The sequence below is a fragment of the Bradyrhizobium sp. CSS354 genome (genome assembly GCF_029051725.1).
Taxonomy (GTDB): Bacteria; Pseudomonadota; Alphaproteobacteria; order Rhizobiales; family Xanthobacteraceae; genus Bradyrhizobium.
In genome coordinates, this window is sequence record NZ_JAACFU010000032.1 from 1 (window position 1) to 26802 (window position 26802).

General features: G+C 64.8%; 27 protein-coding genes. 8 read left to right on the forward strand and 19 right to left on the reverse strand.

All coding sequences use genetic code 11. The annotated features are described in order from the left end of the window. The first annotated feature begins 344 nt into the window (after window positions 1-344). Window positions 345-3854, forward strand: a complete 3510-nt coding sequence (locus GWG67_RS36375; RefSeq protein WP_275174500.1) for a PAS domain-containing hybrid sensor histidine kinase/response regulator — start codon at window positions 345-347, stop codon at window positions 3852-3854. A 4-nt stretch (window positions 3855-3858) separates the two neighbouring features. Here GWG67_RS36375 and GWG67_RS36380 read toward each other — a convergent pair whose 3' ends face one another. Both GWG67_RS36380 and GWG67_RS36385 read right to left on the reverse strand, forming a co-directional pair. Then, a complete protein-coding gene (locus GWG67_RS36380) occupies window positions 3859-4890 on the reverse strand; it encodes an alpha/beta fold hydrolase (RefSeq protein ID WP_275174501.1) in 1032 nt (343 codons plus the stop codon). 964 nt (window positions 4891-5854) lie between these two features. Then, a complete protein-coding gene (locus GWG67_RS36385) occupies window positions 5855-6526 on the reverse strand; it encodes a response regulator transcription factor (protein ID WP_275174502.1) in 672 nt (223 codons plus the stop codon). Between the two features lie 344 nt (window positions 6527-6870). Between GWG67_RS36385 and GWG67_RS36390 the strand changes: the two genes are divergently transcribed. Beyond that, entirely contained in the window at window positions 6871-8496 is a 1626-nt protein-coding gene (locus GWG67_RS36390; protein ID WP_275174503.1) for an MFS transporter, read from the forward strand. An 81-nt stretch (window positions 8497-8577) separates the two neighbouring features. Here GWG67_RS36390 and GWG67_RS36395 read toward each other — a convergent pair whose 3' ends face one another. The 3 genes from GWG67_RS36395 to GWG67_RS36405 all read right to left on the reverse strand — a co-directional run bounded on the left by GWG67_RS36395 (window position 8578) and on the right by GWG67_RS36405 (window position 10050). After that, on the reverse strand, window positions 8578-9051 hold the full coding sequence (locus tag GWG67_RS36395) for a secondary thiamine-phosphate synthase enzyme YjbQ (RefSeq protein WP_275174504.1): 474 nt from the start codon (window positions 9049-9051) through the stop codon (window positions 8578-8580). A 134-nt stretch (window positions 9052-9185) separates the two neighbouring features. Then, window positions 9186-9734, reverse strand: coding sequence for a hypothetical protein (locus GWG67_RS36400; protein ID WP_275174505.1), 549 nt, complete (start codon window positions 9732-9734; stop codon window positions 9186-9188). Between the two features lie 73 nt (window positions 9735-9807). After that, window positions 9808-10050: a hypothetical protein gene (locus GWG67_RS36405; RefSeq protein WP_275174506.1), complete on the reverse strand. Its 243-nt coding sequence runs from the start codon at window positions 10048-10050 to the stop codon at window positions 9808-9810. Window positions 10051-10125: 75 nt separating this feature from the next. On the opposite strand from GWG67_RS36405, the gene GWG67_RS36410 reads away from it, so the two are divergent. The 5 genes from GWG67_RS36410 (at window position 10126) to GWG67_RS36430 (ending at window position 12763) form a co-directional block, all read left to right on the forward strand. Further along, complete coding sequence (locus GWG67_RS36410; RefSeq protein ID WP_211395574.1) at window positions 10126-10500, forward strand: AtpZ/AtpI family protein; 375 nt, start codon at window positions 10126-10128, stop codon at window positions 10498-10500. Window positions 10501-10614: 114 nt separating this feature from the next. Then, window positions 10615-11364 carry a F0F1 ATP synthase subunit A gene (locus GWG67_RS36415; RefSeq protein ID WP_275174507.1) on the forward strand — a complete coding sequence of 250 codons (750 nt, stop codon included), beginning with the start codon at window positions 10615-10617 and terminating at the stop codon, window positions 11362-11364. Window positions 11365-11417: 53 nt separating this feature from the next. Next, on the forward strand, window positions 11418-11648 hold the full coding sequence (locus tag GWG67_RS36420; protein ID WP_007599451.1) for a F0F1 ATP synthase subunit C: 231 nt from the start codon (window positions 11418-11420) through the stop codon (window positions 11646-11648). Between the two features lie 60 nt (window positions 11649-11708). After that, window positions 11709-12272: a F0F1 ATP synthase subunit B' gene (locus tag GWG67_RS36425; RefSeq protein ID WP_275174508.1), complete on the forward strand. Its 564-nt coding sequence runs from the start codon at window positions 11709-11711 to the stop codon at window positions 12270-12272. Between the two features lie 5 nt (window positions 12273-12277). Further along, window positions 12278-12763 carry an ATP F0F1 synthase subunit B gene (locus tag GWG67_RS36430; protein ID WP_027570043.1) on the forward strand — a complete coding sequence of 162 codons (486 nt, stop codon included), beginning with the start codon at window positions 12278-12280 and terminating at the stop codon, window positions 12761-12763. 181 nt (window positions 12764-12944) lie between these two features. Here the strand turns inward: GWG67_RS36430 and GWG67_RS36435 are convergent, their stop codons facing one another. From GWG67_RS36435 to GWG67_RS36455, 5 genes are all read right to left on the reverse strand, one after another. Continuing rightward, entirely contained in the window at window positions 12945-13601 is a 657-nt protein-coding gene (locus GWG67_RS36435) for a hypothetical protein (protein WP_275174533.1), read from the reverse strand. 122 nt (window positions 13602-13723) lie between these two features. Then, window positions 13724-14311 (reverse strand): GNAT family N-acetyltransferase, encoded by a 588-nt coding sequence (locus GWG67_RS36440; protein ID WP_275174509.1) that lies wholly within the window; start codon window positions 14309-14311, stop codon window positions 13724-13726. A gap of 39 nt (window positions 14312-14350) precedes the next feature. Then, on the reverse strand, window positions 14351-15640 hold the full coding sequence (locus GWG67_RS36445; protein WP_275174510.1) for a pitrilysin family protein: 1290 nt from the start codon (window positions 15638-15640) through the stop codon (window positions 14351-14353). Next, a complete protein-coding gene (thrC, locus tag GWG67_RS36450; protein ID WP_247283169.1) occupies window positions 15637-17055 on the reverse strand; it encodes a threonine synthase in 1419 nt (472 codons plus the stop codon). Before thrC ends, GWG67_RS36445 begins: the two co-directional genes overlap by 4 nt. Window positions 17056-17643: 588 nt before the next feature. Next, the gene (locus GWG67_RS36455; protein ID WP_008541266.1) at window positions 17644-18288 is read right to left on the reverse strand and encodes a response regulator transcription factor; all 645 of its coding nucleotides are present in this window, start codon (window positions 18286-18288) and stop codon (window positions 17644-17646) included. A gap of 85 nt (window positions 18289-18373) precedes the next feature. On the opposite strand from GWG67_RS36455, the gene GWG67_RS36460 reads away from it, so the two are divergent. Beyond that, entirely contained in the window at window positions 18374-19714 is a 1341-nt protein-coding gene (locus GWG67_RS36460; RefSeq protein WP_275174511.1) for a histidine kinase, read from the forward strand. Here the strand turns inward: GWG67_RS36460 and GWG67_RS36465 are convergent. The 9 genes from GWG67_RS36465 to coxB all read right to left on the reverse strand — a co-directional run bounded on the left by GWG67_RS36465 (window position 19711) and on the right by coxB (window position 26797). Next, window positions 19711-20076 carry a nuclear transport factor 2 family protein gene (locus tag GWG67_RS36465; RefSeq protein ID WP_026233921.1) on the reverse strand — a complete coding sequence of 122 codons (366 nt, stop codon included), beginning with the start codon at window positions 20074-20076 and terminating at the stop codon, window positions 19711-19713. The two genes, GWG67_RS36460 and GWG67_RS36465, sit on opposite strands and share 4 nt — an antisense overlap. A 114-nt stretch (window positions 20077-20190) precedes the next feature. Further along, the gene (locus GWG67_RS36470; protein ID WP_275174512.1) at window positions 20191-20943 is read right to left on the reverse strand and encodes an SURF1 family protein; all 753 of its coding nucleotides are present in this window, start codon (window positions 20941-20943) and stop codon (window positions 20191-20193) included. Further along, complete coding sequence (locus GWG67_RS36475; RefSeq protein WP_275174513.1) at window positions 20940-21341, reverse strand: DUF983 domain-containing protein; 402 nt, start codon at window positions 21339-21341, stop codon at window positions 20940-20942. Before GWG67_RS36475 ends, GWG67_RS36470 begins: the two co-directional genes overlap by 4 nt. A gap of 93 nt (window positions 21342-21434) precedes the next feature. After that, a complete protein-coding gene (locus tag GWG67_RS36480; RefSeq protein ID WP_275174514.1) occupies window positions 21435-22331 on the reverse strand; it encodes a cytochrome c oxidase subunit 3 in 897 nt (298 codons plus the stop codon). A 79-nt stretch (window positions 22332-22410) separates the two neighbouring features. After that, a complete protein-coding gene (locus GWG67_RS36485) occupies window positions 22411-23061 on the reverse strand; it encodes a cytochrome c oxidase assembly protein (protein WP_275174515.1) in 651 nt (216 codons plus the stop codon). Between the two features lie 5 nt (window positions 23062-23066). Next, window positions 23067-23243 (reverse strand): CoxF protein, encoded by a 177-nt coding sequence (locus tag GWG67_RS36490; protein WP_275174516.1) that lies wholly within the window; start codon window positions 23241-23243, stop codon window positions 23067-23069. Continuing rightward, complete coding sequence (locus tag GWG67_RS36495; RefSeq protein ID WP_275174517.1) at window positions 23240-24184, reverse strand: heme o synthase; 945 nt, start codon at window positions 24182-24184, stop codon at window positions 23240-23242. Before GWG67_RS36495 ends, GWG67_RS36490 begins: the two co-directional genes overlap by 4 nt. Window positions 24185-24244: 60 nt before the next feature. Further along, window positions 24245-25870 (reverse strand): cytochrome c oxidase subunit I, encoded by a 1626-nt coding sequence (gene ctaD / locus GWG67_RS36500; RefSeq protein ID WP_275174518.1) that lies wholly within the window; start codon window positions 25868-25870, stop codon window positions 24245-24247. 87 nt (window positions 25871-25957) lie between these two features. After that, entirely contained in the window at window positions 25958-26797 is an 840-nt protein-coding gene (gene coxB, locus GWG67_RS36505) for a cytochrome c oxidase subunit II (protein WP_275174519.1), read from the reverse strand. Between the last annotated feature and the right edge of the window lie 5 nt (window positions 26798-26802).

Below are 26802 nucleotides of genomic sequence, written 5' to 3' on the forward strand. Positions count from 1 at the left end.
CCTCCCCACCCTCCCCCACAAGGGGGGAGGGAGCGAGAGAGTTTCGCCTCCCTTACGTCGGGAGCCGCACAGTGTAAGGGTCGGTCTCGATTTCCTGCAACGCGGACGCTCTGTCCGTTCCCTCCCCCCTTGTGGGGGAGGGTCAGGGAGGGGGGTACCACGGGGTGCTCTCTCGGTGAGCCCGACGCAGCGCAGCTTTTGGGGCAGCACACCGGGTAACGACAACCACAGTTCCCGCGCCCGCACGGCATTTCGCTGTCGCCTGCGACGGTCCAACGCGCTAGATTTACAGGGAAAATGAGATCGGGCGCGGCCAGCGCGCGCCCCGGGAGAAGCACGCTCGCATGCTGCACGATTGGGGCGTGATCGCCGCCGCCTTCGGCTATATCGGCTTTCTGTTCCTGGTGGCGAGCCATGGCGACCGCCGCTCGCCGGCTGGGCGCGGCCGCGCCTCGGGGCTGATCTATCCGCTGTCTCTGGCGATCTACTGCACTTCCTGGACCTTCTTCGGCTCGGTCGGCTTCGCCACTCGCACCTCCACCGACTTCCTCGCGATCTATGTCGGCCCGATCCTGATGATCGGGTTAGGGGCCGGCGTTCTCCGCCGCGTGATCCAGCTCGCCAAGGCCCACAACATCACCTCGATCGCCGACTTCATCGGCGCGCGCTACGGCAAGAGCCAGGCGGTGGCGGCAACCGTCGCGCTGATCGCGATCATCGGCTCGGTGCCCTACATCGCGCTCCAGCTCAAGGCGGTCGCCTCCTCGCTCGAAACCATCCTGAGCGAAGACCAGGCCTTCTCCCACATTCCGATCGTCGGCGACGTGGCGCTGATGGTGACGCTGGCGATGGCGGCCTTCGCGGTGCTGTTCGGCACGCGGCAGACGGACGCCACCGAGCATCAGCACGGCCTGATGCTGGCGGTCGCGACCGAATCCATCATCAAGCTCGTCGCCTTCCTCGCCGCGGGCATCTTCGTCACGTTCTGGATGTTCTCGCCGCACGAGCTGATCGAGCGCGCGATGAAGACACCGGAGGCGGTCCGCGCCATCAACTATTCGCCCTCGATCGGTAACTTCCTGACCATGACGCTGCTGTCGCTATGCGCGATCATGCTGCTGCCGCGCCAGTTCCACGTCAGCGTGGTGGAGAATTCCTCGGACGCCGAGGTCGGCCGCGCGCGCTGGCTGTTTCCGCTCTATCTCGTCGCCATCAATCTGTTCGTGATCCCGATCGCGCTCGCCGGCCTCGTCAGCTTCCCGTTCGGCGCCGCCGATCCGGATATGTACGTGCTGGCGCTGCCGATGGAGGGCGGCGCGGATCTGCTCAGCGTCGCCGTCTTCGTCGGTGGCCTGTCGGCGGCGACCGCGATGGTGATCGTCGAATGCGTCGCGCTCTCCATCATGGTCTCGAACGATCTCGTGGTGCCCCTGGTGCTGCAACGACGGCCCGAAGGGCGAACCGGCGGGGCCGATTTCAGCGACTTCCTGTTGCGCTCGCGCCGGCTCGCGATCTTCGCCATCATGGTGATGGCCTATTTCTACTACCGCGCGCTCGGCAACACCCAGCTCGCGGCGATCGGCCTGCTGTCTTTTGCAGCAATCGCCCAGCTTGCACCAAGCTTCTTCGGCGGACTGCTGTGGCGGCGCGCGACCGCGCGCGGCGCGATCGGCGGCATGCTGGTCGGGTTCGCGGTGTGGCTCTACACGCTGTTCATCCCGAGCTTCATGGATACTTCGACGGCGGGCATCCTGCTGCTCCAGCACGGCCCGTTCGGGATCGAGGCGCTCCGACCGCAGGCGCTGTTCGGCGCCGATTTGCCGCCGCTGATGCACGGGGTCGTCTGGTCGCTGGCGCTCAACATCCTCACCTACGTGCTGCTGTCGCTGGCGCGCCGGCCCTCGTCGATCGAGCTGGTGCAGGCCGATCTGTTCGTCCCCAACACCCTCGCGCCGATCTCCCCGAACTTCCGGCGCTGGCGCACCACCGTCACGGTGCAGGACATCCAGACCACGGTGGCGCAATATCTCGGGCCTGACCGCGCGCGACATTCGTTCGAGGCATTCTCCGCGCGGCGCAATGTGCGGCTGGAGTCCGGGGCGCCCGCCGATTTCGAGCTGCTGCAGCACGCCGAGCACCTGATCGCCTCCTCGATCGGTGCGGCCTCTTCGCGTCTCGTGATGTCGCTGCTGCTGCGCAAACGAACGGTATCGGCGAAGGCTGCGCTCAAGCTGCTCGACGATTCCCATGCGGCGCTGCATTTCAACCGCGAGATTCTCCAGACCGCGCTCAACCATGTGCGCCAGGGCATCGCGGTGTTCGATGCCGATCTGCAACTGATCTGCTCCAACCGGCAGTTCGGCGATCTCCTCAACGTTCCCCCGCATTTCATCCAGTTCGGCACGCCGCTGCGTGAAATCCTGGAATTCATGGGCGTGAGCGAGCCGGCCGATCCGACCGAGCGCGAGGCCATGCTGGAGCGCCGGCTGGTGGCTTACACCACCGACGGCGAGCCTTATCTCGAGCGCCTGCCCGACCGCCACATGGTGATCGAGATCTTGACTAACCGCATGCCCGGCGGCGGATTCGTCATCACCTTCACCGACGTCACGCCCAGTTTCGAGGCGGCCGAAGCGCTGGAGCGCGCCAATGCGACGCTGGAAAAACGGGTGCGCGACCGCACCGAGGAGCTGACCCGGCTGAATTCCGAGCTGGCACTGGCCAAGAGCGCGGCCGAAGACGCCAGCATCTCCAAGACGCGCTTTCTCGCCGCCGCCAGCCACGACATTCTCCAGCCGCTGAACGCGGCGCGGCTCTATGTCACGAGCCTGGTCGAGCGCCAGCACAGCGGCGAGGAGACGCGACTGGTCGAGAACATCGACGAATCGCTTCAGGCGATCGAGGAGATCCTCGGCGCGCTGCTCGACATCTCCAGGCTCGACGCCGGCGCGATGACGACCTCGATCTCGAGCTTCAAGATGGCCGATCTGATGCGCTCGCTGGAGATCGAGTTCGCGCCGATCGCACGCGCCAAGAATCTGGCGCTCGTCTTCGTGCCGTGCTCGCTGCCCGTCGAATCGGATCGTCTCCTGCTGCGGCGGCTGCTGCAGAACCTGATCTCCAACGCGATCAAGTATACCCCGCGCGGACGCGTGCTGGTCGGTTGCCGCCGCCGCGGCGCCTCGCTCAAGATCTGCGTCTACGACACCGGCGTCGGCATCCCGACGGTCAAGCGCGGCGAGATCTTCAAGGAATTCCACCGCCTTGAGCAGGGCGCGCGGATCGCCCGCGGCCTCGGCCTTGGCCTGTCGATCGTCGAGCGGCTGGCGCGCGTGCTCAAGCACGGCATCGCCATCGATTCCAATGTCGGCGGCGGCTCGGTGTTTTCCGTGACGGTGCCGACGGCCAAGGCGATCACCCACACCGCGGCCGTGACCAGTGCGACGCCGCTCGCACGCACCTCGATCTCGGGGACCCTGATCGTCTGCATCGAGAACGATGCCGCGATCCTCGACGGCATGCGCACGCTGCTGAAGGCGTGGGACGCCGAAGTGATCGCGGTAGCCGATCCCGAGGGCGCGATCGCCGCGATCGAAACTGCCGGCCGCCGCGTGACCGGCCTGCTGGTCGACTACCATCTCGACCGCGGCAACGGCATCGCCGCGATCCGCGACATCCGCCGCCGCTTCGGTGACGGCATCCCCGCGATCCTGATCACTGCCGACCGCAGCCCCGCCGTGCAAATGGCTGCGCGCGACGAAAAGGTCGCGGTGCTCAACAAGCCGGTCAAGCCGGCTTCGCTCCGCGCCCTGCTCGGCCAGTGGCGCACGCAGCAGATGGTGGCGGCGGAGTAGCGGGTCAGGCGCCGCCGTCGGCGTCGATGACGGCCTTGGCAAAGGCTTGTGGTGCTTCCTGCGGCAGATTGTGGCCGATGCCACCGGTAATCAGGCGAAACTCGTAGCGGCCCGAGAACTTTTTGGCATAGGCGCTCGGGTCGGGATGCGGGGCGCCGTTGGCGTCGCCTTCCATCGTGATGGTCGGCACGTCGATGACCGGACCCGCGGCGAGCTTCTTTTCGAGATGTTCGTACTTCACTTCGCCCTGGGCAAGCCCGAGCCGCCAGCGGTAATTGTGAATGGTGATCGCGACGTGATCCTTGTTGTCCAGCGCCGCCGCGCTGCGGTCGAAGGTGGCGTCGTCGAACTTCCACTGCGGCGAGGCCAGCTTCCAGATCAGTTTTGCGAAATCATGCGTGTACTTCTCGTATCCGGCGCGGCCGCGCTCGGTCGAGAAATAGAACTGGTACCACCAGAGCAGCTCGGCCGACGGCGGCAGCGGTGCATTGCCCGCGGCCTGACTGGATATCAGATAGCCGCTGACCGACACCAGCGCGCGGCAGCGCTCCGGCCACAGCGCAGCGATGATGTCGGCGGTGCGCGCGCCCCAATCGAAACCGGCGACGACCGCCTTCTTGATGTCGAGCTTGTCCATCAGCGCGATGATGTCGGCGGCCATTGCTGCCGGCTCGCCGTTGCGCGGCGTTTCGTCGGAGAGGAAGTGCGTCGAGCCGTAGCCACGCAGGTAGGGGATGATGACGCGATAGCCGGCCTTCGCCAGGATCGGCGCGACGTCGACGAAGGCGTGAATGTCGTAGGGCCAGCCGTGCAGCAGGATCGCTACGGGACCGTTCGCAGGACCGGCTTCCGCGTAGCCGACGTTGAGGACGCCGGCATCGATCTGCTTGATCGCGCCGAATGAGGCGTTCGTTGCGGAATAGCGCGGCGCTTCCGATTCGGCGCGGGCGAGGCCGATCACGCCGAGGCCGGCGGCGACAGTTCCTGCGGCGACGCCAAAGAACTGGCGGCGGTGCTGGTCAATGCTCTGTGTCATGGTGCTGCTCCCTTGTTGATCGGCCATGCACTGACTAGCAGCGGCGACCGCGAGACACCCGTTTGGAGTTGTGAGAAGTTGTGAGGTTCCGGTTCCAGCATCTGCGGCCCGATCGCCGGGACACGAGAACGGAGTGTGGCGCACGTTCTCTCCACATCGTCATTGCGAGCGTAGCGAAGCAATCCAGAATCCCTCCGCGGCGGCAGACTGGATTGCTTCGCTGCGCTCGCAATGACGGAGTATGAGGCGGCAGCGCCACTCTTCCAGCTCGCATTTTTGAATCCGGACACGCCTTCGCGTCTCGCGGCGCAATTCGCCCGAGCTTTGCTTCGTCACTCCACCCTCTTGTCCAAGAGGGCGCAGGGAAGGCCGGGTGCCGGCTGGCACCCGCGGTCCGCTGCGCGAAAAGCACACGCAGGAAAACCGCACAGCAGCATACAGGTGTAGCCAATCACTCGGCCTTCCCTGCGCGATGGTTGGACGGCTTATGCCGTGCTCTCCCGGGAGCCGAGTTCCTGCTGGCCTCCCTCGTCCTCGCGAAATTCACCGGCACCGCGCCGGTTGACGCAGATGCCGCATCCGCAAGAGCTTGACCGTAGCAACGACGGCCAGGACCACACGGTTTTGCCGTACGCACGGCCCGCCATTTCGCCGCAGTTTTCCCAGCCTGTCGACGGAGCCGGAAACTTACAGACGAGACGAAGCCTAGCAGCGCCGCTCGGAACGAAGCCTTGGGCTCACGGAGAGCAATCCGCCCTGCCCACGCCTCTCGCACCCGAACGCTGCCGCGTCCACCGCAAGCCCGGCTCGCGAACGTGACGACCACAAGATCGCCCCTCAAGGATGAGCCGGGATAGGTGACACATACGCCATTTCCGAATTTCGGTAAAGTGGAATATTTTTGCGCGCGCGGATTGACAGAGGGGCGACACAGGCGCGGTCGCGTAGCTCGCCCGCTAGGGACTCACCCCGTCGGGGTGCCCTGCTTCCACTGGCCGCCGGCGATCTTTGCGGCGGCGATCACGGCTTGGGTCCGGCTTTCGACGCCGAGCTTTTGCAGGATCGCCGAGACATGCGCCTTGATGGTGGCCTCGGAGACGCCGAGCTCATAGGCGATCTGCTTGTTGAGCAATCCCTCCGACAGCATCATCAGAACCCGGACCTGCTGCGGCGTCAGCGTCACCAGCCGATCGCGCAGGCGCGTCATGTCGGGGTCGGCGACCGCCGACAGATCAGTGTCGGCGGGAACCCAGACCTCGCCCTCCATCACCTTGAGGATGGCGTCGCGCAGGGTCTCGACGCCGAAGCGCTTCGGAATGAAACCGGAAGCGCCGAAATCCAGCGAACGGCGGATCGTGGCGCTGTCGTCGGAGGCGGAGACGATCACCACCGGGATCGCCGGATATTGCGCGCGCAGATAGATCAGGCCTGAAAAGCCGGAGATCCCGGGCATCGAGAGGTCGAGCAGGATCAGGTCGACGTCGGAGGTCTGTTCCAAAAGCTTGGTCAGATCCTCAAACGATCCAGCCTCGTCGATCCTGGCCGAGCTCAGGACGCCCGCCACCGCCTGCCGCAGCGCGTCGCGGAACAGCGGGTGGTCATCGGCAATGACGAGATGGGTCGAGGGAGCGTTCATCGTTCTCTTGCTGGCAATCGCACCGGGCCAGTAAGCCGGCGCAGGCCCTTGGGTCAATTCTTTCCCGACCAGCCGTGGCATGCAAGTGGACATTATCCCTTTGCGGCAACGGGGTTAATCCACAGGCCGGCACTATGTTGCCGAATGGAACGCCCGCGGCGTCAGGCGAGCGTCAGTGCGAAAGGCCGAAAGTCGTATTGGGGCGGGTTTCACGCCAATGTTACCTTGGGGGTAAGGCTTGGGTTGATCCGGCATGGCCGGGCATCCAGGGCGCGAGGAAACGATTTTTCGGGGAGCGACTCAACATGTCGACAATGGCTGTGTCTCAAGCAGGCGCGGGAGGGATGACGAAGGACGAACGGTTCGTCATTCTCGCCTCCTCGCTCGGTACCGTTTTCGAGTGGTACGATTTCTATCTCTACGGTTCGCTGGCCGGCATCATCGGCGCGCAGTTCTTCTCGGCCTATCCGCCGGCAACCCGCGACATCTTCGCGCTGCTGGCCTTCGCCGCGGGCTTCCTGGTGCGCCCCTTCGGCGCGATCGTGTTCGGCCGTGTCGGCGACATCGTCGGTCGCAAATACACCTTCCTCGTCACCATCCTGATCATGGGTCTGTCGACCTTCATCGTCGGCCTGCTGCCCAACGCGGCGACCATCGGCATCGCGGCCCCGATCATCCTGATCGCGCTGCGTCTCGCCCAGGGCCTGGCGCTCGGCGGTGAGTATGGCGGTGCGGCGACCTACGTCGCGGAGCATGCCCCGAACGGCAAGCGCGGCTACTACACCTCCTTCATCCAGACCACGGCGACGCTCGGACTGTTCCTGTCGCTGCTGGTGATCCTGTTCACGCGCTCCGCGCTCGGCGAACCCGACTTCGCGGCCTGGGGCTGGCGCATTCCGTTCCTGGTCTCGGTGCTGCTGCTCGGCGTCTCGGTCTGGATCCGGCTTCGCCTCAACGAATCCCCGATCTTCCAGAAGATGAAGGACGAGGGGAAGAGCTCGAAGGCCCCGCTGACGGAAGCCTTCGGCAACTGGCAGAACGGCAAGCTCGTGCTGCTGGCGCTGCTTGGCGGCGTGATGGGCCAGGGCGTGGTCTGGTACACCGGCCAGTTCTACGCGCTGTTCTTCCTGCAATCGATCCTCAAGGTCGACGGCTACACCGCCAACCTGCTGATCGCCTGGTCGCTCCTGCTCGGGACCGGCTTCTTCATCGTGTTCGGCATGCTCTCCGACAAGATCGGCCGCAAGCCGATCATCCTCGGCGGCTGTCTGATCGCGGCGCTGACCTTCTTCCCGATCTTCAAGATGATCACCACCAACGCCAACCCGGCGCTGGAAAAGGCGATCGAGTCGGTCAAGGTCGACGTGGTGGCGGATCCCGCAGGTTGCGGCGACCTGTTCAACCCGGTCGGCACCCGCGTCTTCACGTCGCCTTGCGACACCGCGCGTGCCTACCTGTCGCAGTCGTCGGTCAAGTACTCGACCACGCCGGGTGCGGCGGGCTCCGGCGTGAAGGTGGTGGTCAACGGCAAGGAAGTTCCCTACGCCAACGCGAAGGACGGCAATCCGGCGCTCCTCGCTGCCGCGCAGGCGGCCGGCTATCCGAAGCCCGGCGATGCAGGCATCGTGAAGATGGCGCATCCGTTCGACATCTTCCGTCCGCAGGTCGCTGCGGTTGTTGGGCTGCTATTCGTCCTGGTGCTCTTCGTCACCATGGTCTACGGCCCGATCGCCGCGATGCTGGTCGAACTGTTCCCGACCCGCATCCGCTACACCTCGATGTCGCTGCCCTACCACATCGGTAACGGCTGGTTCGGCGGCCTGCTGCCGGCGACCGCCTTCGCCATCGTGGCCTCGACCGGCGATATCTATGCGGGCCTCTGGTATCCGGTCATCTTCGCATCGATTACCGTCGTGATCGGCTTGTTCTTCCTGCCGGAGACCAAGGACGTCGATATCAAGTCGAACTGATCGACGGCAGATCCGGATCAACACAAACCGGCCGCGGTCTCCGCGGCCGGTTTTGTTTTATCCACCCCGCTCGAAAACGCCCTACTGATTGCCGCCGACGAATTGCAGCACGATTTCGCGCCGGTGCGGGCGCTTGCGGTGCTCGATCAGGTAGATCGCCTGCCAGGTGCCGAGCGCGAGCTTGCCGCTCAGGACCGGCACATGAAGCGAAGTCTGGGTCAGCATGGTCTTGACGTGCGCCGGCATGTCGTCGGGTCCCTCGGCATCATGCGTCCAGCCGGCGTTCTCCGGTGCGAGCCGGGACAGCGCCGTGGTCAGATCCACGAGCACGGAAGGATCGGCGTTCTCCTGAATCGTCAGCGATGCCGAGGTGTGACGAACGAACAACGTCAACGCGCCGTCTCGCGCGCCTGCCTCGGTGACGAACTTCGCAGCTTCGCCGGAGAGATCGGTGAAGCCGCGGCCCGGCGTCTGCACGGTCAGCAGCGACGATGCGATCGTGGTGGCCTGCACCGACGATGGCGCCGAGCGCGTGACGGATTTGCCTGACGTCATGAAAGTCTCGCCTGATCGAAAGCTGCCGTAGGGTGGGCAAAGCGAAGCGTGCCCACCATTCGCCCTGTATAGTTGGAAGATTGGTGGGCACGGCGCGTCGCGCCTTTGCCCACCCTACCGCATCTCGCCATGCGCTAAATCTTCCCCGACACGTCCTTCTGCACGCGGTTCGCCATGTCGATCAGCCGACGCCAGGCCCTTTCCAGGAATGACATCACGCGATCGACGTCCTGGTCGCTCGGCAGCGGGATCTCGATCCTGCGGTCACCCTCGGCAGCCTTTGGTTCTCGTGCTTGCGGCTCCGCCTTCTTGAACGGGTCGGATTTCGGCAGCGCCTCGTCGATCTTGCCTGACACGGTCGGCCCCGCCGCAAGTCGTCCCTTCAGCGTCTCGACTTCGGCCTGGAGCCTGCCGATCTCGGCGTCGAGCGCGGCACGTTCATCGGGCACCGCGTAGCAGGCCCAGCCGGCGCCGCTCCGGGTGCAGGTCGACACCGTGCCGGTGCGGCTGTCGAGCCGCAGCACGCCCTCGGGGATGGGGGTCATGCTGTAGCGGCCGTTTTCGCTGTCGGGCGCGGATTGCGCGGCGAGGCCGCCAGCGCTGACCGCCATCGCCGCGGCGAACGCCGCCGCTGCAAGCCATGATGCTGTGGATGATGCTGTAGATGAATTCGCTGGTCTCATCGCGTTCTCCGCCACGAGGCGCCCGTAGCACTTCCAAACATGGCGCTCATAAAGGTGGCATTTCTCGCAAATTCTACACCCCGGCGAGGCGATCCGCCGCCCAAAACGCGCCTTTGACATGAACGATCGCGGCACCCCCTTTGATCCCGGCAGCCGGGTGAAATGGCGACTGCATCCGCCGATCAAGCGGAGACCTGCTGCGGTGCGGCGTCACGCTGTGTGCAGCGCTGCCGCTCGCGTCGATATTTTCAAATAAATCAGATACATAACGGGAATGGACGCAATCGTGACTTGGCTTGACTTGATTATGGGCCATCAGTATGGTCCGCGCGGCTTTTGAGGGTGGCGGGCGCAATTTCCATTCAGCCGCGGCGTTTCGGGTCTTCGTTGCATGACACAGGGCACGGGACACGGCGAGAATGGAGATCGCGATAGATCGCCCGAGGAAGCTGCGCTTTCCGAACGGCTCGGAAATCTTGATCAGCGGTTGTCCGAATTTCGCGGCCGCCACATCAAGACCGAGCAACCCGCAGGTGACGGTGAAGACAGAGCGGCCAGAGCCTCGGCGATGGCGCTTGGTTTCCGGTTATCCTCCGAGTTGGTCGCCGGGGTCGTTGTCGGAGCGGGGATTGGCTGGGGTTTCGACCGCTTGCTGTCGACGTCGCCTTTCGGATTTATCGTGTTCCTGCTCCTGGGCTTCGTCGCCGGCGTGGTGAATGTGGTGAGAACGGCAGGCGCGGGTCAGAACAGGCGCGGTGGTTCTTAAGCGATCCACTCCAGGAGAGGAATGATCGTGCCGGCTCGCGCCGGTACGGGCCGGGCCCGACCGGCAGACCGAGACCCGCCGGCATCGCCCGGCAGACCAAGAGATGCCGCGCTGATGAAAATCGATCCGATCCACCAGTTCAACATCGAGCCTCTCTTCACCCTGGGCCATATCGGCAACCACACGATCGCCTTCACCAATTCGTCGCTCTACATGCTGGTGGCGGTCGCGATCATCTCGATCCTGATGCTCGCCAGCGGCACGCAGTTGGTTCCCGGACGCCTGCAGTCGGTCGCCGAGATTTCCTACGAGTTCGTGGCCTCGACGATCCGCTCGACGGCCGGCGCGGAAGGCATGAAGTTCTTCCCGCTGATCTTCTCGCTGTTCATGTTCATCTGCGTTTCGAACCTGGTCGGCATCATCCCCTACACCTTCACGATCTCGAGCCATCTGATCGTCACCGCCGCGCTCGCGCTGCTGGTCTTCTTCACGGTCCTGATCTACGGCATTGCCAAGAACGGCATGAAATTCTTCTCGATCTTCGTGCCCCACGGCGTCCCCGGCTACATCCTGCCGCTGGTGATGTTCATCGAGATCCTGTCGTTCTTCCTGCGGCCGGTCTCCCACAGCGTCCGTCTGTTCGCCAACATGCTGGCCGGCCACATCGCGCTCAAGGTGTTCGCGGGCTTCGTCGCCATGCTCGGCTTCTCGCTCGGCGCCCTTGGCTGGGTCGGCGGCGTGCTGCCGCTGGCGCTCACGGTCGCGCTGTACGCTCTCGAGATTCTGGTCGCGTTCCTGCAAGCCTATGTGTTTGCGATCCTGACCTGCATCTACCTCAACGACGCCATTCATCCGGGACACTGAGCGGTCCGGGGAATTTCCACCCAAAACCCAATCTTTCTTCCAAGGAGTCTAAAATGGATCCGGCAGCAGCAAAACTTATCGGCGCGGGCATCGCATGCATCGGCATGGGCGGCGCGGGCGTCGGCGTCGGCGTGATCTTCGGCAACTACCTCGCCGCAGCCGTTCGCAACCCCTCGGCCGCTCAGGGCCAGTTCGGCAATCTGATCTTCGGCTTCGCCGTGACCGAAGCGCTCGGCATTTTCTCGCTGCTGATCGCGCTGCTGCTGCTGTTCGTTCCGCTCTGAGGACGATTTTTCGCGCCGCTTCGACCGAAGCGACGCGCATGGCTGCAACAGGAGTAATCCATGGCTGAAAGTCATGGCGGGGCGAAAAGTCCGGCGGCGGGCGCCCACACCGGGTCCGAAGGCGGACACGGTGGCGGTTTTCCGCCGTTCGAGAGCGGCACCTATGCTTCGCAGCTGGTGTCGCTCGCGATCTTCTTCGTCGCGCTTTACGTGATCGTGTCCAAGCTCGCTTTGCCGCGCGTCGGCGGTGCGATCGAGGCGCGCCAGAACAAGATCGAGGGCGACCTCGCCGAAGCGCAGAAGCTGAAGGACCAGTCCGAAGCGGCGTTGAAAGCCTATGAAAGCGAGCTTGCTTCGGCACGCTCGCGCGCGCAGGCCATCGGCAACGAATCCCGCGACAAGGCGAATGCGCAGGCGGACGCCGAGCGCAAGGCGCTGGAAGAGCAATTGGCGGCCAAGCTTGCCGAGGCGGAGAAGACCATCGCCTCGACCCGTGCGACCGCCATGAGCAACGTCCGCGGCATCGCGGCCGATGCGGCAGGCACCATCGTGCAGCAGCTCACCGGTGTGGTTCCGGACGCGGCATTGGTCAATGCCGCCGTTGATGCGTCCTTGAAGGGTTAATCGATATGTTCTTCGATCCTGAAACCTGGGTCGCCATCGCCTTCGTGATCCTGATGGTCGTGTTCGGCTATCTCGGGGTCTTCAAGAAGGCCATGACTGCGCTCGACCATCGCGCCGATCGCATCAAGGCCGAGCTCGACGACGCGACGCGCCTCAAGCAGGAAGCCGCCAAGGTGCTCGCCGACTACAAGGCGCGCACCGCCTCGGCCGAACGCGAGGCCGCCGACATCATCGCCAACGCGAAGAGCGAAGCCGAGCGCATCGCAATCGAGGCCAAGGCCAAGGTGGAAGATTTCGTCGCTCGCCGCACCAAGACCGCGGAAGGCAAGATCGCGCTCGCCGAGGCCCAGGCGGTCGCCGATGTTCGCGCCGCAGCCGCGGAAGCCGCCGTCCAGGCCGCCTCCACGATCCTGTCGCAGTCGGTCAGGGGCCAGGTCGCCGACGATCTGCTCGCCAAGGGCATCACCGAGGTTCGGCAGAAGCTGAACTGAGGGGTCTCGCCTTCACCCATCAAGAGCCGGCGCGATGAGCGCCGGCTTTTTTGTTTGAAAGTTTGCTTTCTCGTCGTCATGGCTGGGCTTGTCCCGGCCATCCACGTTCTATTCAGGCGGAGCGAAGGACGTGGATGCCCGGGACAAGCCCGGGCATGACGGTCACTTGCAAATCATTCGCCTACTTCTTCTTCGCCCGCGGCTTCGGCTCGGGTGACAGCGCCTGCGGATCGAAGCCGACATAGAAGATGTAGCTATCGGCGTCCTTGGCCGACGGCATCGGATAGACCAGATCCTCGGCCACGAAGGTGAACGGCACGCTGCCGCCCTCCGACATTCCGACCGTGGTCCGGTAGGCCTTGGAAGCGATCACCTTCTCGCCGACGCCGCCCTGCACCACGGCGACGCGAAGCGGCACCTCGACGGTCGCAGGCGCACCGGCGGGACCGGCAATGACGCGGCCCTGGATGCCGATCCGGGCCGTGATATCGCCGCCATTGCGGGCGCATTCGCGCGCCATCTTGGTGATGGTGGCCTGGAAGCGGATCTCATTCCCGACGGCCGGCTTGCCGGTGGCACCGACCGCATAGGTGGAGGCTCCGGCACGCACCGTGACCTGCGGGCAATCAAGATCGTCGTCAGCCGCCGGCTGGCCTGGTGCAGGCGCCGGCTTGGGTTGGGCCGGCTCGTCCGACTTGCCGCCGAACAGGCCCTTGAATCGATCGGTCAGCGACTGCGCCGCGACCGGCGAGATGGAGACGAGCGCAACTGACAACGCCAGCGCGGCCGCTGCCCCCCGCCGCAACGTAGTCCGCGATGACCGAAGCTCCTGCACCATCAACACCCATACTCCATGACGACATCACGGCCGATCACCGGCCGGGTTGCGCCGTTATATCGTCAAAACCGGCGAACCCAAGGCAGGCACACAGGAGACTTTGGTCACATGAATGAACGGGCTCAGCCGCGGAAATCCTCGTGCAGCAGGCCGAACAGCAAATGGTCCTGCCAGACCCCGTTGATGCAGAGATAGCGGCGCGCCAGGCCCTCGCGGGAGAAACCGCACTTCTCCAGCACCCGGATCGACGGCGCATTGGTCGGGATGCAGGCGGCCTCGACCCGGTGCAGATTGAGCTCGCCGAACAGCGTCGGCAGCAGCACCCGCAGCGCGGCCGTCATGTAGCCGCGCTGGGCGTGAGGCTTCCCGACCCAATAGCCGATGGTGCCGGCCTGGACGATGCCGCGACGGACATTGGCGAGCGTGATGCCGCCGACCAGGGCGCCGTCGAGCTCCCGGAAGATCAGAAAGGGATAGGACCGGTCCGCGGCGATGTCTTCGGAATAGCGGCGCAGGCGACGGCGGAAGCCGGAGCGGGTGAGATCGTCCGACGGCCAGATCGGCTCCCAGGGCGTCAGGTAATCGCGGCTGGACTCGCGCAGATGGGCCCACTGCAGGAAGTCCGACATCTGCGGCGCGCGTAGCAACAGGCCGTTGCCGCGCGGCGCGAGAGCGGCGGGTCCACTGGATGGCAGGCGAAAGAGGGCCATGGTGATGCTTCCCGGGGCGGTTCAACCCGTGCGCGGCTCCTAATGCAGCCGCGCCTTGGCGCGTGCCCGGGTCAATCCTTCCGCAAAAGACACCGCCGTGTCCAGACCCCTGCCACTGCCCAATGCGACAACCGCAGGGCGGCTGCGCGAAAGCAGCGCACGCGCCGCATCACGGGTCGATTCGACGCTGACGGCGTCGATCCGGGCCACCAGCTCCTCGGCCGTCTGGGGCCGGCCATAGGCCAGCACGTGGCGGGCGAGTTGCTCGGCGCGGGACGAGCAGCTCTCCAGCGCCATCAGCAGCCCCGCCTTCATCTGCGCCTTGGCCCGCGCGATCTCGACCTCGGTCAGGGTCTCGACCGAATCATTCATGATGTCGACCACGACCTCCATCATCTCGGGCGCATCGGCCGGATCGGTGCCGGTGTAGAGGCCGAAGAAGCCGGTGTCGGTATAGGGGGCGTGGAACGAGTAGATCGAGTAACAGAGGCCGCGCTTCTCGCGCACCTCCTGGAACAGCCGCGACGACATCCCGCCGCCGAGGATGTTGGTGAAGACCTGGAGCGAGAACAGCGACAGATCGGTCTGCGGCACGCCCTCCAGCGCCAGCGTCAGATGGGCCTGCTCGAGCTCGCGATGCACCACTTTGGTGCCGCCCTTGCCGAACTGTGCGGGTTGCGGCTTGGGACCCGCAATCCCTTCAAAACTGGCAAAGCGCTGCTCGACCTCGGCGACCACCTGCTTGTGATCGACCGCCCCGGCTGCCGCCACCACCATGTCCGGCCCGCGGTAATGCGTCGACAGATAGTCGCGCAGCGAGTCGCGGCTGAAGGCACGCAAGGTCTTCGCGGTGCCGAGCAGCGAGCGGCCCATCGGCTGGTCGGGATAGCAGAGCTCGTTGAGATGCTCGAACACGACGTCGTCAGGCGTGTCCTGGGCCGCGCCGATCTCCTGCACGATGACGTTCTTCTCGCGCTCGAGCTCGTCGGGCTCGAAGGCCGGGTTGGCCAGGATGTCGGCGAGTACGTCGAGCGCGAGCGGCACGTCGGCCTTCAGCACCCGCGCATAATAGGACGTGGTCTCGGTCGAGGTGCCGGCGTTGAGGTCGCCGCCGACCGCCTCGATCTCCTCGACGATCTCGCGCGAGGAGCGCTTCGTCGTGCCCTTGAACGCCATATGTTCCAGAAGATGCGAGATCCCGTGCTCGTTGGGCTTCTCGTCGCGCCCGCCGACGCCGGCCCAGACGCCGAGCGCCGCGGTCTCGAGATGGGGCATCTTGTCGGTGACGACAGTCAGGCCGGACGCAAGCTTGGAAATCTCGACGCTCATCCGGCAACTCCCTGTTTCGCGGCGCGGCTGACCGACAGCACGAACCGCTCGACCTCGGCCTGGTCGTTCTTCATCACCTTCATGTGTTCGGATTTGGTCATCAGACCATCGAGCCAGGCCGGCAGTTGCGGCCGCTGGCCGCAGGCCGCTTCGACCGCATCGGGGAATTTGGCCGGATGGGCAGTGGACAGCACGATGCTGGGAACCGTCCTGTCCGTGGTGTCGCGGTCGGCGACCGCGAGCGCGACCGCGGTGTGGGGATCGACCAGCTCGCCCGCCTCGCGCCAGGCGGCGCGGATCGCGGCGGCGGTCTCGGTCTCGTCGGCCCGGCCTGCATCGAATCCCTCGCGGATCGCGGCCAGCGTCGCATCGGGCAGCACGAAGCGCCCCGACTGCTTCAGCGAATCCATCAGACGGCGCACGCCGGCGGCATCGCGCCCGCCAGCCTCGAACAGCAGCCGCTCGAAATTCGAGGAGATCTGGATGTCCATCGACGGCGACGCCGTCGCGTGGACCTCGCGCACCTCGTAGATCCCGGTCTTCAGCGTGCGCGCCAGGATGTCGTTGACGTTGGCGGCGATGCCCAGGGTCCGCACGGGAAGACCCATGCGCTTGGCGACATAGCCGGCAAAGATGTCGCCGAAATTGCCGGTCGGCACGACGAAGTCCACCGCGCGCGCGGGTGCGCCAGCGGCAACCGCGGAGGTGAAATAGTAGACCACTTGGGCGACGATGCGCGCCCAATTGATGGAATTGACGCCGGACAGCGACGTCGCATCGCGGAAGCGATGGTTGTTGAACATCGCCTTCACGAGGGCCTGGCAATCGTCGAAATTGCCCTCGACGGCGAGCGCATGGACGTTGGCCGCGCCCGTCGTCGTCATCATCCGCCGCTGTACCTCGGAAATGCGGCCATGCGGGAACAGCACGATGAGATCGACATTTTCGAGCCCTGCGAACGCGTCGACCGCAGCACCGCCGGTGTCGCCCGAGGTCGCGACCACGATGGTGGTGCGCTGGCCGCGCTTGGCGAGAACGTGGTCCATCAGCCGCGAGATCAGCTGCATCGCCACGTCCTTGAAGGCGAGCGTCGGACCGTGGAACAGCTCCAGCACGAACTGGTGCGGCGCCATCTGGCGCAGCGGCACCACCGCCGGATGGCGGAAGGTGGCGTACGCCTCGTTCGCCATGCGGCCGAGCTCGGCGTCCGAGATCTCGCCGGCGACGAAGGGGCGGATCACCTCGACCGCGACCTCCCAATAGGGGCGACCGAAGAAGCCGGCGATGGCGTCAGTCGAGAGTTGCGGCCAGGTAGCCGGCACATACAGGCCGCCGTCGCGGGCGAGCCCGGTCAGCATCACGTCGCAGAAGCCGAGTTCGGGGGCCTCGCCCCGGGTCGAGATATAACGAGTCAAACTGCCCTCCAAAGGCCGGCCGAGCCTGAGCTCGATCCGCAAGCCTTTGATTTTACGAAATTACTTGTTAACAGCCAGAGGCTTTGAGCCACCATAAAGTGTTTTGCGGCATCGGGAAACCGCTTCGCAACTGGGGCCATTGAACGAAAAGCACTGCCAACGAAATGCGCTGCCAACGAGAATGCCTGCCAACGAAAAGGGCTGCGGCAATGCCGCAGCCCTCTCTTGGAAGGTCTGTCGTTGTGTGCAGACCGGTTTTGCCTGTTGGGGTCACCGACCCGCAAGAACTGTTCGAGCAAGCTTTCATCGCCTGTCACGCGATCGTCAAGGTCAAAACTGGATGCGCGAGAAAATGTTCCTATTTTTCCCGACACGTTTCGGCCCTAGCAACCGTTCTTGAGCGGTCTCGCCTCACGCATTGCCATTAATTCCCGAACGGCCGGACAGTTCGGGAACGAACGACGGCTCGGCCCATTGTGTCGGCGGATGGTGTCGGCGCTTTCCATGCATTGCCCGGCTGAGCGCCGAGACCGGTCCGCCCGCCGGACCGGCAGCATCCTGGAGCAGCCGGTTCGGCGCCCCGGGGCGTCAGTTCATCCCGATTTCCACCGCGATCCGGATCAGGTCGGAATGGTTCTTGGCACCGAGCTTCTGCTTGAGCAGGGAAGTGGTGTTGGCGACGGTCTTGTAGGAGATACCGAGCGCCTCGGCGACCTCGACGATCTTGTCGCCTCGCCCCAGCAGGCGGAGAATCTCGAGCTCCCGCGGCGTCATCTGCGAGGCGGGATTGGCCTTGATCGCCGCGCCGGAAAACGTCACGGCTTCGGCGAGCTGCGGTGAGATGAAATTGTCGCCCGCAACGACCTTGCGCACCGCCTTGAGCAGGATCCGGGGATCATCGCCCTTGGAGACGTAGCCTTGCGCCCCGAGCTCGACCGCCCGCACCACGAAGGCCGGATCGTCGTTCATGCTGAACATGATGATCTTGGCGTCGGGATCGTCCTTGCGAATGCGTCGCATTAGTTCAAAGCCAGAGACGTCGGGCAGGCTGATGTCGATCACTGTGACGTCGGGCCGCTTGCTGACATAGGCGCGATGCCCGGATTTGGCGTCGGTCGCCTCGTCGATCCGGATCGAATGGTCGGAGGCGAACAGGGTGCGGCAACCGGACAGCACCACGGGATGGTCGTCGACAATCAGGACGCGGGTCGCCGGCTTGGCAGTATCTTGCATCGCAATTCTCTAGTTTTTCGACTCATAAACCGACGGGAACAAATGGAAAGAGCAAATCGGACCGATGCGCGTTAGAATTGACCTAATGTGGCAACGCTTCTCGTTCAGGACCCAACTGTTTCTGCCGCTCGGCATCAGCTTCCTCGCCGCGCTGATCATGGGCGGCGTGCTGCTCCAAACCTTCGCGACCGACCAATTGGCGGACGAGAACGAGCCGGGGCGGCGTTTGATCCAGACCGTTGCCGCCGCGCTCAACAACACCCTGCGCACCTCGAACAATCCGCGGCAGACGCTCGACGCCTTTGTCCATTCTCTGGACATTTCCTCCGATATCCAATTCCGTGCCGTGGAGACGGGTCCCGCGTCCTCGGCGAGGGGCAGCCTGCGCAAGCCGCATGGCGTACCGCAATGGTTTGTCGACCTGCTCACCGTTCCGGTCATGGACGCGGCAGCGCCGGTGACGATCGACGGCCAGCGTGTCGGCGATCTCGTCTTCCTGCCGGACCTGTCGGCCGATCTGTTCGAGAAGTGGATCGGCTTTCTCGCGCTGACCATCCTCGTTGCCGCGCTGATGGTGCTCACCGGTACCATTGCCTATGTTTTCGCGGGATCGGCCCTGCGCCCGCTGCAAGATCTCGGCGAAGGGCTCACGCGGATGCGGCGCGGCGACTACGCAACGCCGATCCCGGTCGGAGGACCGCCGGAAATCCGGCAAAGCTGCGAGGAGGCCAACGCGCTGGCCGAAACGCTGGCGCAGTTGAGCCAGGACAATCGCGACCTGCTGCACCGCCTGGTGTCGCTCCAGGACGACGAGCGGCGCGATCTCGCGCGCGAACTGCACGACGAACTCGGTCCGCTGCTGTTCAGCATCCGCGCCGGCACGATCGCATTGGCCGACGCCTCGCCCCCGGCGGGAAATCCCGGCAGTTCGGCGCAGGATGTGTTGCAATCGGTCGAGGCGCTCCAGCAGACCAACCGCCGCATCCTCGACCGGTTGCGACCGCTCTACATCGAGGAATTGGGCCTGGAGACCAGTGTGCAGACGCTGCTCCGGAATTTTCGCAAGCAGGCGCCGTCCATCAACCTGACGGACACGGTTGATCCGGATCTCAACGGGATCGACGGGCCGCTGGCTCAGACCGTCTATCGCGTGATCCAGGAGGCGCTGACCAACGTGCTGCGCCACGCCGGCGCCAGCAATGCCCATGTGCAAGCGACCTTCGCCAGCGAGACGGTCGTCATCGAGGTTTCCGACGACGGCGGCGGCTTTCCCGAAGGCAACGTGTTCGGCCGCGGCCTGACCGGCATGCATGAGCGCGTGCGCGCACTCAGCGGATCGCTATCACTGCTGCGCGTAGACGACAGGACCTATGTGCGCTGCCGCCTTCCCGCCGCACCGGCACGCGAGGCGCTCATCGACGATTAGCACGCACAGCCAAGCTGCGCGTTCTGTCGCGCCGGCTCGCACAGCGTGGTGCGGATCTTGCCGTCCGGGCTGAAACAAAATGAGGCGCGGATGCGCAGCGCGCCGGCAACCGAATATTCGAGATCGACGCCGTGGGGCGCAGGATGGATTTCCTCCAGCCCGAAACCTGCCGACGAGAAAGCGCTGAGCCGCGGCTGCCAATAGGCTTCGAGCTCGCTTCGGCCGCGATAGCGCTGCGTGCCGTTGCACGTGCATTCGACCTGGGCATCGTCCGCATAGAGATCGAGGAGCGTCGCGAGGTCGCCCTTCCTGCAGGCATCGACCCAGTCGACGACAATTCCCATCTGGTCGAAATCGCTCACGCTGCAATCCTGTCTGCCGCGGAAAAACGATGGCGGCTTAGGACCACACTCGTGAATGTGCGCTGAATGGTAAACCCCGGGCGATACCGGGTTCCCTGGAGGGATCTAAGTAGCTCAGCCCCGCCGCCGCCCTCTTGCCCACACGGCGAAGGCGATGAGCACAGCGCCTGCAAGCGTGAACCAGGTGATGGCGTATTGCAGGTGATCGTCCTTGAGATGCACGTCGAGCGGCCCCGGCCGCGGAATGCCGTTCTCGGGCGCCGGCTGCTCGAGGTCGACATAGAACGGCGCAACCGCGCCCCAGCCCAGCGCGCGCGCGATCGCCACGTGATCGCGCACGAACCACAGCCGCTTGTCGCGGTTCTCCGCCGGGGTCAGCCAGCCAGGGACCTCGGGGAAGCGCAGATAGCCCGTGAACGAGACCTCCTGCCCCGTGACGAGCTTCTTGACCGCGCGATCCTCGACGCTGCGATCCTGCATGGTATTTTCGACGAAGCCCGCATCGATCACCACCGTCTCGCCGCTCGGCAGCCGCGCCGGCAGGAACGCCCAGGTGCCGGGGCCCGATGCGTCCTTGCGCACGGCGGATCCGGGGGAATAGACCATCGCGTCGGGCAATGGCGCATAGGTCGCGGAAAAGCTGACACGGCGGAATTCATCGCGCGCGGGGCTTAGCGCGGCCCATCGTGCCGGCGGCGGCAGAGCGACCGGTGCCTCCGCGAGACGCTCGGTGAGTGCGGCGATCAGCTCGTGCTTGGCGAGGCGGCGCTGCAATTGCCAGACACCGAGCACGACACAGACCGCGGTCAGGAATAGCGTGAACAGCGCGAAGCCGGCCACGCGGGGCTTGCGCGCGGTCTCGTTCATTTCGCGCGGTCGACCAGCCGGCCCGGCGCCGCCTTGTGGTGGAATTGCAGCGCGATCAGCAGCGACTTCATGGCGCGCAACGGCAGCAGGGTGGTCGCGAGAATCAGCGGCAGCCACAACACCGCGTGCAGCCAGTACGGCGGCTGGTACTTGACCTCGACGACGAGCGCGCAGCCGACCACGATCGCGCCGGCCAGCATGATGATGAAGATCGCCGGACCGTCACCGGAATCGATGAAGGCGTAGTCGAGGCCGCAACGCTCGCAGGACGGCGCAAGCGTCAGGAAGCCCGCATAGAGCTTGCCCTGACCGCAGCGCGGGCATTTGCAGGCAAGCCCGCGCAGCGCGCTTTGCAGGACGGTGGTCTCGGGCTCGGGTGCGTCGCTGGTGTTGTTCATGATGACGGACTCTAGCACGGTTCCGCCAACCTCCGGCGGCACAAAAGCGAAAGGGCGGCCCTGCGGCCGCCCTTCTGATCTATCCAACGCTGCTCAGTGCGCGCCGTGGGCCATGGTCTCGGCGCCGTGTCCCCAGACATAGATGCAGAGGAACAGGAACAGCCAGACCACGTCGACGAAGTGCCAGTACCAGGCGGCGAACTCGAAGCCGAGATGCTGGGTCGGTGTGAAGTGGCCGGCATAGGCGCGGAACAGGCACACCAGCAGGAAGATGGTGCCGACCAGCACATGGAAGCCGTGGAAGCCAGTCGCCATGAAGAAGGTCGCGCCGTAGACGTTGCCGCCGAAGGAGAATGCCGCGTGGCTGTACTCATAGGCCTGCACGCAGGTGAAGAGCGCGCCGAGCACGACGGTCAGGATCAGGCCATACTTCAGGCCCTGGCGATCGTTCTCGAGCAGCGCATGGTGGGCCCAGGTCACCGTGGTGCCGGAGGTGAGCAGGATCAGCGTGTTCAGGAGCGGCAGATGCCAGGGATCGAAGGTCTCGATGCCGTGCGGCGGCCAGGTGCCCGGCACGGCGCAGGCGCCGGCCGCGGTCCCGAGACCACAGCCGAACACCGCATCGCGGGTGGCGTGGACGGCGTCGGCGGGGAATAGCGCTGCGTTGAAATAGGCCCAGAACCAGGCGACGAAGAACATCACCTCGGAGGCGATGAACAGGATCATGCCGTAACGGTGATGCAGCTGCACGACGCGGGTGTGGTCGCCCTTGTACTGGGCTTCCCTGATCACGTCGGCCCACCAGCTCGCCATGGTGTAGAGCACACCGACGGTGCCGACACCGAAGATGATCGGCGCAGCCGAGAACATGTGGTGCATCCAGGTGATCGCGCCGACCGCCATGATGAAGGCCGAGATGGAGCCGACGACGGGCCATGGCGAGGGATCGACCAGGTGGTAGTCGTGATGTTTGGTGTGCGCCGTTGCCATATGCGGTCTCGCTCCTCAATCCCGTGCCTGTCCGGCACTTATCCCCTTGTTTCCAACCCCCCGGACGTGAGCCCGGCGGTCAGAGATTTCCCTTGCGTTTGTCGTTCTCACCAGATGCCAGCGGCTTCACCACCGGATCCTTCACCGGATAGAACGTGTAGGACAGCGTGATGGTGTTGAGACCGTCGTTCTCGTGGTCGTCGGCGATCGACGGATCGACGTAGAACACGACCGGCATCTCGCGCTTCTCGCCGGGCGCCATGGTCTGCTCGGTGAAGCAGAAGCAGTTGATCTTCTGGAAATAGGATCCGACCGTCAGCGGCGCGACATTGTAGGCGGCCTGGCCTGCGGTGGTCCGTGCGGCCTGGTTGGTCACCGTGTAAAAGACGGTCACGACCTGGCCGATATTGACCTCGATCTCGCTCTGCTCGGGCTCGAACTTCCAGGGCAGGCCGGGCGCGACGTTGGAATCGAAGCGCACCGCGATTTTGCGTGCGATCGGGCCGCTGGCCGGCGCCGAGGTCGCGACCTGGGTCGTGCCGTTGAATCCGGTGGCGCGGCAGAACCAGTTGTAGAACGGCACCGCCGCGTAGGAGGCGCCGACCATCAGCGCGACCACGCCGCCGCAGATCGAGGCGACCACAACGTCTCGGCCAAGCCCCTTGGAGGGCCTATGCGCCTTGATGGCCGTCCGGCTCTGATCCTGCGATATGGTCGGCTTCTGATCCATGTTTCCTACATCGGCCGGACGAGCACGGCCGGCCCCTTGACCATGGTCACGGCGAAGAACAGCACCACGAGCACGCCGAGCGCGAGTGCGATCGCGACTGAGCGCTGCCGACGGCTCTTCTTCTGCGCCTCGGTGAGGACGATTCCATCTATCTCGGGTTTGTCGGCCATCCCTGTGATCATGCGCCCCCTACCATCGGCGCAAGCGCCCGGAACACGACCTCGGCCAGCAAGGTCGCAAACAGCGCGAACAGATAAAGGATGGAGAACGCAAACAGCTTGCGGGTCGCCCGCAGCGATTGGCTGCGCTCGCGGCGGACATAGACGTTGACGGCGAACGCCAGCATGCCGGCGCCGAGGATCAGCGAGACGATGCCGTAGATGGCGTCGAAATAGCCGAGCGCCCAGGGCGCAGCCGCGACCGCGATCAGCACGATGGTATAGAGCAGGATCTGAAGCCGCGTCGCGTCGGGGCCGGCGACGTTGGGCAGCATCGGAATGCCGGCGCGCGCGTAGTCGTCGGAGCGGAACAGCGCCAGCGCCCAGAAGTGCGGCGGCGTCCAGAAGAAGATGATGGCGAACAGCAGCAGCGGCTCGACGTCGACCGTGCCTGTGACCGCGGCCCAGGCCACCACCGGCGGCAGCGCGCCGGCCGCACCGCCGATCACGATGTTCTGCGCGGTCCAGCGCTTCAGGCCGATCGTGTAGATCACGACGTAGAAGAAGATGGTGAAGGCGAGCAGCGCGCCCGCGATCCAGTTGACGAGGATGCCGAGCGTCATCACCGAGAAGAAGGCGAGCGTCATGCCGAAGGTCATCGCCTCGGGGCGGGTGATGCGCCCGCGCGGAATCGGCCGGTTCGCCGTGCGCGACATCTTGGCGTCGATGTCGCCTTCCAGCGCCATGTTGAGCGCGCCCGACGCGCCGGCGCCGACGGCGATGCAGAGCAGCGAGGTGATGGCCAGCACCGGGTGGAAATGCCCGGGCGCCAACGCCATTCCGACCAGCGCGGTGAAGATCACCAGCGACATCACCCGCGGCTTCAGGAGCGCGATGTAATCGCCAACCTCCGCTTCGGAGATACGGGGATTGATGTCGATGGCGTTGTGGTCGAGGACGGACACTAGACTGACTCGCTTCGTTGTCGAGCCGCGGCGCCCGTCACGGGCGCCGCGAGCATTGGCTTACTGCACGCGGGGCAGCACTTCGAACTGGTGGAACGGCGGGGGCGAGGGCAGCGTCCATTCCAGCGTGGTCGCACCTGCACCCCACGGATTGTCGCCAGCCGGCACCTTCTTCGCGAAGGCGTCGATCACGCAGTAGAGGAAGATCAGCACGCCGAAGCCGGAGATGTAAGAGCCGATCGACGAGACCAAATTCCAGCCAGCGAACGCGTCGGGGTAATCGACGTAGCGGCGCGGCATGCCCGACAGGCCCAGGAAGTGCTGCGGGAAGAACACTAGGTTCACGCCGATGAAGGTGACCCAGAAGTGCGCCTTGGCAAGCCCTTCATTGTACATGTAGCCCGACATCTTGGGGAACCAGTAGTACCAGCCGGCGAAGATTCCGAACACCGCACCGAGCGACAGCACGTAGTGGAAGTGCGCGACGACGTAGTAGGTCTCCTGGAGCACGCGATCGACGCCAGCATTCGCCAGCACCACACCGGTGACGCCGCCGACGGTGAACAGGAAGATGAATCCCACCGCCCAGATCATCGGCGCGCGGAACTCGATCGAGCCGCCCCACATCGTGGCGATCCATGAGAAGATCTTCACGCCGGTCGGGACCGCGATGACCATCGTAGCGGCGACGAAATAAGCCTGCGTCGCCGAGGACATGCCGACCGTGTACATATGGTGCGCCCACACCACGAAGCCGATGCCGCCGATCGCGACCATGGCGTAGGCCATGCCGAGATAGCCGAACACGGGCTTGCGCGAGAAGGTCGAGACGATCTGGCTAACCATGCCGAAGGCGGGCAGGATCAGGATGTACACTTCGGGGTGACCGAAGAACCAGAACAGATGCTGGAACAGTACGGGATCGCCGCCGCCTTCAGGATTGAAGAACGTCGTGCCGAAATTGCGGTCGGTGAGCAGCATCGTGATCGCACCAGCGAGCACCGGCAGCGACAACAGCAGCAGGAACACCGTCACCAGGATCGACCACACGAACAGCGGCATCTTGTGCAGGGTCATGCCCGGCGCGCGCATGTTGAAGATGGTGGTGATGAAGTTGATCGCGCCGAGGATCGAGGAGGCGCCCGCCAGATGCAGCGACAGGATCGCGAAGTCGACGGCCGGACCCGGATGGCCCGAGCTCGACAGCGGCACGTACATGGTCCAGCCGGCGCCGACGCCGTTGGCACCCGGCTCGCCCTCGACGAAGGTCGACATCAGCAGCAGCGCGAAGGACGCCGGCAGCAGCCAGAACGAGATGTTGTTCATGCGCGGAAACGCCATGTCAGGCGCGCCGATCATCAGCGGCACGAACCAGTTGCCGAAGCCGCCGATCATCGCGGGCATGACCATGAAGAAAATCATGATCAGGCCGTGGGAGGTCACGAACACATTGTAGGTGTGCGTCTCGTGGAAGATCTGCACGCCCGGATACATCAGCTCGGCACGGATCGCGATCGACATCGCGGCGCCGATGACGCCGGCGATGACCGCGAAGATCAGGTACATCGTGCCGATGTCCTTGTGGTTGGTCGAATAGACGTAGCGCCGCCATCCGGTCGGATGGGCATGCTCGTCATGTCCGTGGTCTTGCGCGTGATCGCCGTGTGCCGCTGCGCTCGTTGCCATTTTCTAATCCTGCCTTGCGTCCCGATCGGACCTCTGGAGGTCCCGCCTTATGTCGCTTTCAGTTTCCTCGAACCCGTCACCCGGCGCTCACTGCGTCGGGCCGGCTGTGGAGGCGTAAGTGCTGGTGCCGCCGCTCGCGTATTTCTTCTTCGCCGTCTCGACCCAGGAGGCGAACTCCTGATCGTTCACCACGCGGATGGCGATCGGCATGAAGGCGTGGTCCTTGCCGCACAATTCCGAGCACTGGCCGTAGAACATGCCGGTCGTGGTGGCCTTGAACCAGGTCTCGTTCAGGCGGCCCGGAATGGCGTCGATCTTGACGCCAAAGGCCGGCAGCGCAAAGGCATGAATCACGTCGGCGCCGGTCACCTGAACCCGGACCACCTTGTTGACGGGCACCACCATCTCGTTGTCGACGCCGAGCAGGCGGGGCTGCTTGTCCTGGGCCATCAGCGAGTCGAACTCGAACTTGCCGTTATCCGGGTAGGCGTAGGACCAGTACCACTGCTTGCCGGTGGCCTTGATGGTCAGATCCGCCTTCGGCACGTCGAGCTCGAGGAACAGGAGGCGGAACGACGGCACCGAGATTCCGACCAGAATCAGCACCGGAACCAGCGTCCACGCCACCTCGATCAGCGTGTTGTGCGTGGTCCGCGACGGCACCGGGTTGGCCCTCGCGTTGAACTTGACGACCACGATCACGAGCAGCGCCAGAACGAACAGCGTGATCAGCGTGATCAGCACGAACAGGAAATTGTGGAACCAGACGATGTTGTCCATCACCGGGGAAGCGGACTGCTGAAGCGTCCACTCCCACGCAGCCGGTTGCCCGAGCTCGGCAAATGCCGCACCGCCCGTCGCCAGCGTCAGACCCGCCACGGCCAATCCCAGCAAGTGCCGGCCCACCGGGCCCATCGACATCTTCATGCCGT